The organism is Paenibacillus algorifonticola (assembly GCF_050481745.1).
GTDB lineage: Bacteria > Bacillota > Bacilli > Paenibacillales > Paenibacillaceae > Pristimantibacillus > Pristimantibacillus algorifonticola_A.
This window is the reverse complement of record NZ_JBCNGR010000047.1, coordinates 26,046-34,286: the sequence shown is the minus strand read 5'-3', so window position 1 is coordinate 34,286 and position 8,241 is coordinate 26,046. Positions and strand designations below refer to the sequence as shown.

Annotated in this window: 7 protein-coding genes; 4 read left to right on the top strand and 3 right to left on the bottom strand. The window is 52.0% G+C overall.

The window, feature by feature from the left end; all coding sequences use genetic code 11:
- Window positions 1-31: 31 nt before the first annotated feature.
- Window positions 32-1,078, bottom strand: a complete 1,047-nt coding sequence (locus ABEW34_RS29745) for a 2,3-butanediol dehydrogenase (protein WP_430164805.1) — start codon at window positions 1,076-1,078, stop codon at window positions 32-34.
- A gap of 134 nt (window positions 1,079-1,212) precedes the next feature.
- Between ABEW34_RS29745 and ABEW34_RS29740 the strand changes: the two genes are divergently transcribed.
- Complete coding sequence (locus tag ABEW34_RS29740; protein ID WP_430164802.1) at window positions 1,213-2,112, top strand: LysR family transcriptional regulator; 900 nt, start codon at window positions 1,213-1,215, stop codon at window positions 2,110-2,112.
- Between the two features lie 152 nt (window positions 2,113-2,264).
- Here ABEW34_RS29740 and ABEW34_RS29735 read toward each other — a convergent pair whose 3' ends face one another.
- A complete protein-coding gene (locus tag ABEW34_RS29735; protein WP_430164799.1) occupies window positions 2,265-3,125 on the bottom strand; it encodes a YheC/YheD family protein in 861 nt (286 codons plus the stop codon).
- A gap of 189 nt (window positions 3,126-3,314) precedes the next feature.
- On the opposite strand from ABEW34_RS29735, the gene ABEW34_RS29730 reads away from it, so the two are divergent.
- From ABEW34_RS29730 to ABEW34_RS29720, 3 genes are read left to right on the top strand one after another with little or no spacing between them, the layout of a single operon-like run.
- Window positions 3,315-4,535 (top strand): hypothetical protein, encoded by a 1,221-nt coding sequence (locus ABEW34_RS29730; protein ID WP_430164796.1) that lies wholly within the window; start codon window positions 3,315-3,317, stop codon window positions 4,533-4,535.
- A gap of 16 nt (window positions 4,536-4,551) precedes the next feature.
- Entirely contained in the window at window positions 4,552-5,520 is a 969-nt protein-coding gene (gene sbnA, locus ABEW34_RS29725; protein ID WP_430164793.1) for a 2,3-diaminopropionate biosynthesis protein SbnA, read from the top strand.
- Window positions 5,517-6,575, top strand: a complete 1,059-nt coding sequence (locus ABEW34_RS29720; protein ID WP_430164790.1) for a 2,3-diaminopropionate biosynthesis protein SbnB — start codon at window positions 5,517-5,519, stop codon at window positions 6,573-6,575. Before sbnA ends, ABEW34_RS29720 begins: the two co-directional genes overlap by 4 nt.
- 122 nt (window positions 6,576-6,697) lie before the next feature.
- On the opposite strand, the gene ABEW34_RS29715 is transcribed toward ABEW34_RS29720, so the two are convergent.
- Entirely contained in the window at window positions 6,698-8,215 is a 1,518-nt protein-coding gene (locus tag ABEW34_RS29715) for an ABC transporter substrate-binding protein (RefSeq protein ID WP_430164788.1), read from the bottom strand.
- Between the last annotated feature and the right edge of the window lie 26 nt (window positions 8,216-8,241).

Sequence of the window (8,241 nt, the reverse complement as noted above, 5' to 3'; positions counted from 1 at the left end):
TGGAACAGCCTATTTGTTTTCAATAATAGAACTATGACTGCGTATGAATTAAAATTTTCGCCTGCGCTTTGTCTTTAATGAGCAGCTCCAGACCTTCTTCAACGAGGTTATCCAGCTGGATTCTTTTCGTAATGACCTTCTTCACATCAAGGCGGCCCGAAGACACCATCGCGATGACCTCCGGGAAAATATGATGGTAGGCGAGTGAGGTTTTAATCGATATTTCCTTCACCAAAATGCTGTTTACATCCAATGTAACGGGGCTGGCATAACCGGCAATAATGAGCAGCTGTCCGCCTTTTTTGATGACCTCCAGCGCGCTTGTGAATGTCGCCTGAGCGCCTGCCGCTTCAAAGGCCACATCGACGCCGTTTACATGTTGTGCCAATATTTCTGTCGTTGCATCTGTTTCCAGGCTGTTTACAACCGAGCTTGCGCCGACCTCAAGCGCTTTGCTTAGACGTTCAGGGGAAATATCGACGGCAATAACGCTTGCGGCTCCAGCAGCCTTCGCCGCCATAATCGTTAAAAGACCAATTGGGCCGGCTCCATAAACGACGACCGCGTCTCCCATTTTCAACTGGCTTTCCTTAACCGCATGAACCGTTACAGCAGTCGGCTCCATCAATGCCCCTTCTTCAAGTGAAACATTGCTTGGAAGCTTATGAGCTTTGCTGGCATTTGCGATTGCATATTGAGCAAATCCACCATCATCCTGCAAACCAAGGAAAGCAAACGGACTAGCCAGATTATATTTGCCCCTCTGTACATAATAATCATCTTCGGCATACACGATCGGCTCTACAGCTACGCGATCTCCAACAGCCAGATTCGTTACACCTTCGCCAAGCTCGGTCACAACACCAGCAAATTCATGGCCCAGCACAAGCGGAAGACCGCGTCCTGTCAAGGGATGGGGCTCAGCCGATACGCCAAGCCCATGATGGTAGGCATGCAGGTCGCTTCCGCAAATCCCGGCCCATTCCACCTTTATTTTCACTTGGCCTGCAGCAGCTGCAGGCTCGTTCACATTTTCGATACGGACATCTTTAGCTCCATAAATAACAGCAGCTTTCATAAACAGCATCTCCTTTAGCAACAAAATGATAGCGCTTATATGGTCTTACCGTCATTGTACTCCTATTGTTAAATTAAATATATTTAATTATACTTACACTAAATTAAGTCATACTTATGCAAAGGAAGCAACCTATGAACCTTGAGCAGCTGATGTATGTCGTCGAATTGAGCAAATCCAAATCATTGTCTGAAGCAGCAGCGCATCTTCATATTTCCCAATCTGCGCTCAGTCAATCCCTCACTAGTCTGGAGAAGGAGCTGGGGCTAAGGTTGTTCAAACGTGCACGAACCGGCACCTTGCCTACCGCAGAAGGTGCATCCATTATAAAAAAAGTGCATGAAGCAGCCAAAATTATCGAGGAAATACGACTGGAAGCAGCAAGCAGCCTGAGCAGTCTAAGCGGCGAGCTGCGCCTGTCCACGATGCCTGCCCAAATGAAGACGATGGTTAAAGTGATTGCTTGGCTGAAAAAGGAGCACCCCGCTCTTCGCATCGAGGTATCTGAGGACGGCTCATTGAATACGCTTGGCAGCGTGCGGGAGGGGCTGGCTGATCTTGGCATGATTGCGATGCGGGAAGACAAGCTGCCGATAGAGGGTCTCTCGTTTCATTCGCTGTGCAAGGGAAAAATGGTCGCGCTCGTTGGCGCCCAATCTCCGCTTGCCTTAAGGACGTCCATGTCACCGGAGGAATTGCGGCAGCACCCTTTCGTCCTGTACAAGGACGACCACGTTGACCAGTTCATCCATGATTTTACCAGGCAGCACGGGCCCGTGGAGGTGTTGTTTCGAACCGATTACGATGTCGCCATTCAAAGCGCATTGCTGGAGGGGCTGGCTGTCTCGATCGGCCATGACTATTCCTTTAGGCAAAATGCCAACGAAACGATCCGGCAATTTGCAATGCTTGAAATTGAAGATTTTTTTCAGCAGCCTGTCCATTTTGGCTGGGTTCGGGCTAAAAATCGTCCGAATGCTCCGGTAATGGATTATTTTATAAACCGTTTTGAGCATGAATACACGTTCAAGTAGACCGCTTTTACACATAAAAAAAACAACTCAAAAGCTGGCCTTGTGCCTTCTCTTATCTGGCACAAGGCCTTAGCTTAGGAGCCTCGAAGAAATTAGCGGTACTTTATTTCGTCGCAGTCTCTTAGCTTTGCTGCACAGGCAGCGCTTGCCGCTTATTTTCCGCGCTTCGCCTTTTTACATTTCAGGCTGTACGTTTTGCCGTATGCTTTGCCATACCGGACGATACGGCGCAGCATCGTCTGGTCTGCGAGCAGCGAAAACGGGCATGGATCAGGCACCGTGTTCACCTCAAGAATCCACGGCTTTAGCTTGCCGTCAATCGCGTAATCGAGACCGAGTTCCTTAATGCCGGGAGACGTGCGGCGCAGCAGCTTCGCGGTTCGCAGAGCGAGCCGGTCCATCTGCTTCAGCAGTCGCTTCCGCCTTGCTGGACCCGCATGCTTTTTCAGCAAATGTACGGTTGAGTAGATCGTTCCGCCTTGGCTGCCGTTAGTAACGATTTTGCGCGGATGCGCGGCTCTGCCGACCGTTCCCGTCGCTTCCCAGCCGCCATGCGGCGCACGCTGCACCATGAGCCGAATATCGAAGGGACGGCTTTTATGCTTAAGCAGGCGTATGCCCTTTTGCACCAAATAACGTTTCCCCTTCATGTCCTTGCGGATCGCACGGTACGCTGCGGCGTAAGTGGTAAATCTTGATTTTTTCAAGCCTAATTGATAGGAGTATTTCGGTTTCGCCTTACGCTTCTCCATCTTCATAACGCCGCGCCCCTGCGAGCCTCTAGTCGGCTTCACATACACCATTCCGTATTGCTTCAGCATGCTGCGCAAGCTGTCCTTCGTCGCCAGCTTTGTCCGCGGGATGTGCTTCTTCAGCGTTAGATCCTTCCGCATCGCAATCGTTTTGCTCCACTTATCCCCAATAATTCGGCCTTTAGTACGAACACTCTTGCTTCCCTTGCCACTATGGCTCCTTGCTCGCAAACCCTTCGCTATCTTTCTGTTCCTCGTCACTTTACCCCTCCATTCCAATCTCCTATTAGCATACGAACCTTTTCAAAAATGGTTGTAGGCCGCTGTCGGCATAGAACGAACCATCATGCATCGGCTTCATATGCTTAATTAAGGCAGCCTGTCAGGATGTTTGTTTGATCCCCAATACGTGACCGCCAGCGGTCCGTTAGTTAGGAGGCATATGCATAGATGGAGCCAAAACAGACGCTTCAGCAGCAGCTTGCTCTTATTTGCCATTTTCATCCTTGGTATGGAGAGCTGCTTGCAGAGCGAGGCATTGATCCAAACGCCGCCGTACTGCCAGAACTGCCGCTGATGACGGCGGACAGGTTAGAGGCGCATTATTTCACGCAGGAGCTGCGGACGGAAGCCGGGCTCTCTGTGTACCGTACATCAGGAACGTCCTCCGGCATACGCAAAGCAATTTATTATTCTCCGGAGGATGACGAGCAATATATCGCCAGCAAAGCGGCCTGCTTCCGGGAGTGGCTGGCAAGGAGCCCGGCAGTTGTCACAAGGGCGCTGGCCGATATGGGAACGGGACATGCGGCTAGCACTGCCATTACGATTTTTCAGCAGCTTGGCTTCCAAGCAGATTCGCTTTCCTTCGCCTTGCCGATAGAGGAGCACATCAAGCGCCTCGCCACTTTCCGCCCGCAGCTGCTGTATACGATGCCTTCCATTCTCGACGCCATCGCTGCCGCTGCACCAAATCCGAAGGCCTTCGGCATACAAAAAATCATTATTGTGGGCGAAATTGCGCCGCCAGCCTGGCAGGCCAATATGGCTGCACGGTTCGGCATCGGCACGAGTGATATTCTCGACACCTACGGCTCCATCGAGATCGGCGCCATTGCTTCCTACTCTCACGAGCATAGCGTTTATGTACTAGATGCTGGCATCCATGCCGAAGCGCTCCGTGCTGACGAAGTAGATCCACGCTTTGATACGCTCGAAGACAATGAAACGGTGCTAGTGCTTACGTCCTACAAGCGTACTCTGTTTCCCGCCGTGCGTTATGTCACCTACGATGTGGTTAGGGACTTCGGCACCGTCACAATCGATGGACGGGTAAGGCAAACGTTCAGCTGTATCTCGAAACGGATCGGAGCCGATCTGAAGCACGGGGAAAAAATAAGCCTCTACGACATCGAAAGTGTCGTCCAGCAATTCGTCAGCGACGCCGAGCTGCGCGTCCGGCTGCAGGGCAATAAACTGTCCATCCATATTCGCAGCAAAACGATGGACGATGGCATGCTAGCCGTTATACAGCAAGCTATTGAGCAAAAAATTGAAGCGATTGGCCAAATGATTCGGGGTCGCATGCTGTCCGGCATCGTGGTGACGCGGGCAGCGGAGGATGAGACGCTTGAGCGGGGAGCGGTCAAGTCAAAAAAACTTTATTTTTAGGAGGCGGTAATCGCCCATGGGAAAAGATTGGCTTTCTTGTATCGGCCAGACGCCGCTCGTCCAGCTGTCAAAGCTGTTTGCGAATGATCGCGGCATTACCGTGCATGCCAAGCTGGAAATGCTTAACCCGAATGGCAGCGCGAAGGACCGCTCCGCCGTTCGCATTATTGCTGCGGCCTTGGAGCAGGGCCGCATCGGGCCCGGCTCTGTCATCGTCGAATCCAGCTCGGGCAATATGGCCATCAGCCTCGCCGCGATCTGCTCCTATCTTGGCATGCGGTTTATTAGCGTCGTAGACCCTAGAACGACGCAGCAAAACATCCGCATTATGCGCGCTTATGGCGCCGACATTGAACTGGTTGAGGAGCCCGACCCGGATACAGGCGAGTTTCTGCCTGCCAGGCTGAACCGCGTTCAGCAGCTGCTGGTCGACATTCCGGGCAGCTACTGGCCGAATCAATACAACAATGAACATAATTATTTGTCCCATTATGAGGGCACCATGCAGGAAATTGTACAGGCGCTGGGCCGCGTCGATTATGTCGTTGGCGGCGTCAGCACCTGCGGCACGATGCTCGGCTGCGCGCTGTATGCCCGCGACCATAAGCTCGATACGAAAATCGTAGCGGTCGATGCGGCGGGCAGCATCATTTTTGGCGGGGTAAGCGGAAGCAGGCTGTTTCCGGGCCTTGGGGCCGGCATCGTTCCTCCGTTCGGGCAAAGCCGATTTATGGACTATGCGATTAAAGTGAATGATGCCGATATGGTAGCTGGCTGCCGGATGCTGGTGAAGCAGGAGGCGATTTTGGCCGGGCCATCGTCCGGCGCCGTTATTTTTGCCCTTCAATCGATGATGCATGAGCTGCCAGATGGCTCTGTTTGCGCTGTTATTTTACATGATCGCGGCGAACGCTATATGGATACGGTCTACAATGATGATTGGGCTGAGCGGCAATTTCGCCATGAGGAAGGAGAACGAGCTTGATTTACCTTGGGGAAAAACATATCCGTGCCGCTGGACTCCATTGGCAGGAGCTGGCGGATCGCATTGAAGATGCGGTGCATGTGATGGATAGCGGCGATTATGCCCAGCCGGTAAAGCCTTATTTGCGTTACGGCGGCCATGCGGCAAACCGAATCATTGCCATGCCTGCCTATGTAGGCGGCAGCATGCACACAGCCGGCATAAAGTGGATTGCCAGCTTCCCTGGCAACCTGGATGCCGGACTGCCCAGAGCGCACAGCATGCTGGTATTGAATGATGCAGACACGGGCAAGCCGTATGCGATTGTCCATGCATCGCTGCCGAGCGCAGCCCGGACAGCTGCCGTTAGCGCTGTGCTGCTTCGCCATTATTTGCGTGCGCGCAGCGCTCAGCAGCCAAGCAAGCCGCATCGCATAACGCTGGGCATTATCGGCTTCGGCCCCGTCGGCCAGCTGCATTACGACATGTGCGGGCAGCTGCTCGGCGAAACCATCGATGAAGCTTATGTTTATGACATTCGCGGAGTCAAGCTGGATGATATCAACCTGGCCACAGCTACTGCTGCCGATGTTGTCAGCACTGCTGTCACCGATGCAGCCACCGCTGGTGAGAAAGCCGGACTACGTGGACGAACGAAGGTGGCAGGCAGCTGGCAAGAGCTATACAGCCGCTGCAACGTCATTATTACGTGTACGGTAAGCGACAAGCGCTACATTGATTTTCCGCCCCTTCCAGGCAGCCTGCTGCTGGACGTTTCGCTGCGCGACTACACCGCAGCAGCCTTGAGCAGCGTAAGCGCCATCATCGTCGATGATTGGGATGAGGTATGCCGGGAAAACACCGACATTGAGCTGCTGCATAAGGAGCGGGGGCTGGCGAAAGAAGGTACCCTCTCGCTCGCCGATGTCGTATGCCGCAGCGCGCTTGCTGGATTCGATCCGGCTGAGCCCGTTCTATTTTGCCCGATGGGAATGGCCGTCTTTGATATTGCAACAGCTGACTATTGGGTGCAAAAAGCTCGGGAGCTCGGCATTGGTCTGGAGATCAACGGTTAAGGTAGGGTATGTACCGCCAGCCTTATACTCATGCTCCATCATAAAAATTCAAGCAACCGCCAACCCTCACGAGGAGGATTGGCGGTTGCTGTGTTTGCGTCAGATTACTTTGCCGATTTATTTTATTTCGCTGCCGCCCATGCATCCAGCTGCTTCTGTTTTTCGGCAACGATTTTGTCGATGCCCGCTGCTTTCAGCTTGGAGATAAAGTCTGGCAGTGTTTTGTCCGGATCAAGCGTGCCTGTTTCCAGACCGAGCTTGTATTGATTCAGAACATTCGTTACCGAAGCGAATTCCGTCTTCACTGACGCAGAATCGAAAGTAAAGCCTAATGCTTTGGATTTCGTTGCGTTTTTATTGAATTCATCTGTTTCTTTCCAAATATCCGGGTTGTCCCCTTCAAAGGAGTAGGACATGAACTGGTTGCCGAACAACCAGCCTGTATTCGGGTTGTAGCCACTATTGTTGGCATCTACGCCATCAGCATATTTAATGATGTTTTCTTTATCGGTTTTTACATAATGCTTGCCTTCAATGCCCCAGTCCATCAGGTTAATAATATCTTTGTCGCTGTACATCAGATTCAGAAACTTCATGGATGCTTCAGGATTCGTCGCATTGCGCGGAATACCCCACATAATGTTCGTTACCGTCTCTGTTTTGGAAACCGGAGCCGTGATTTCGCCTTTTACGATTGTCGTACCTACAATACGCGATTCCTGCATCTCGATGCCCGGCTTAAGATTCGCCACATAAGCAGCTGTGCGTCCTGCTTTAATCAAATCTGCGATGCCCTCTTTGTTCGTTGCTGCATCCTTCAAAATATAACCCGCTTGATACCAGCCGCGAATACGTTTAAGCAGCTCCGCATATTCTGGCGTTTCAAAGTAGTTGACTACTTTCAAATCATCCTGCCCATTGTTAATCAGCACACCGAAGCCGTCACCTAATTTATCAAGCTTAAGCAGGTAGTCAGCAATCGATTGCCCCGCCGCTCCCGGAGATATAGCCGCCATGTTCGGCTCGTTCTCTTTCAGCGTTTTCATCATGCCTTCCAATGCGTCAAGCGAATTGATTTTGGCTGCGTCAATACCGTATTTATCAGCCAGATCCTTACGGATCAGCACGCCATAATTGACCGCCAGATCGCGAATCGAAGGCACGGCATATATTTTGCCGCCAATGCTGCTTGCATGAATAAAATCTTCGCCTACTGCCGATTTAATGCCTTGTCCGTGCTGCTCCAGCAGATCATCAAGCGGAAGCAGCTGCCCCTTCGCCACTTGCGGTGCATAACCAAACGTTGCGCTGCTGCCCGTTACAATGAGATCCAGCTTCTCATTGCTCGTCAGCATCAGGTTCATTTGCTGATTCCATGCGCCAATGCCGATTGGCAGAAGCTTCACCGTTGCATTAATTTTCTCTTTAGTCAGCTTGTTCAGCTCGTCCTGTACCGCCTGCAGGTCAGTAGGCGTATTGCCAAACGTGACGTACGCAACAGTAAGCTCTGGCGCTGCATCTGTATTGCCGCCCGAGTTTGTAGCGCCTGCTGTGCCTTTGCCCGCTTCTCCATTGCTTCCCGTGTTGCCGCCGCCGCATGCGCTCAGCACCAAGCCCAGCACGAGGACCAAGCTAATCATTGTTGTTATCCTTCTCATTCGTAATT